Raw genomic sequence first — 631 nt, 5'->3', positions numbered from 1 at the left:
TTCAAGTACCGCACCGGGACGCCGTGGATGGACCTCCCCGAGCATTTCGGCTCGTGGAAGGGCGCCCACAACCGGCTGCGCATGTGGGCCGCGGACGGGACGTGGGAGAAGGTCTTCACCGCCCTGCTCGCCCAGGCCGACACCGAGGGCGACCTGGACTGGGTCGTCGCGGTCGACTCCACGATCGTCCGCGCCCACCAGCACGCCGCTGGGGCCCGTCAAAAGGGGCTCCGGCCGGCGAGCCGGCCGACCATGCCCTCGGACGCTCCCGCGGCGGACTGACGACGAAGGTCCACCTCGCCGCGGACGGCCGCTGCAGGCCGCTGGCGTTCGTCGTCACGCCCGGGCAGGCCGGTGACGCACCCGCATTTGAGCAGGTCATGGCCCGATTACGGGTGCCCCGACGGATCGGCCGTCCCAGAGTCACGCCGGATGCGGTCCTGGCCGACAAGGCCTATTCATCCCGGGCAATCCGCCGCCATCTTCGCCGGCGCGGGATCCGGGCGGTGATCCCGCAGCCCGCCGACCAGACGGCCAACCGAAAGCGGCTCGGCAGTCGCGGCGGCCGCCCGCCGGCCTTCGACCGCGAGACCTACAAGCAGCGGAACACCGTCGAGCGGTGCATCAACAA

At 71.8% G+C, this 631-nt stretch carries 1 pseudogene; it reads left to right on the top strand.

Features of this window, described 5'->3' with window-relative positions:
- Nucleotides 1-631 (top strand): annotated as a pseudogene (locus VR44_RS43060) (IS5 family transposase); the annotation flags it as partial.

Origin of the sequence: Streptomyces katrae, from assembly GCF_000966975.1 — a bacterium.
GTDB classification, from domain to species: domain Bacteria; phylum Actinomycetota; class Actinomycetes; order Streptomycetales; family Streptomycetaceae; genus Streptomyces; species Streptomyces katrae.
The sequence above is the reverse complement of the archived record's forward strand: the minus strand, read 5'-3'. Positions and strand labels throughout refer to the sequence as shown.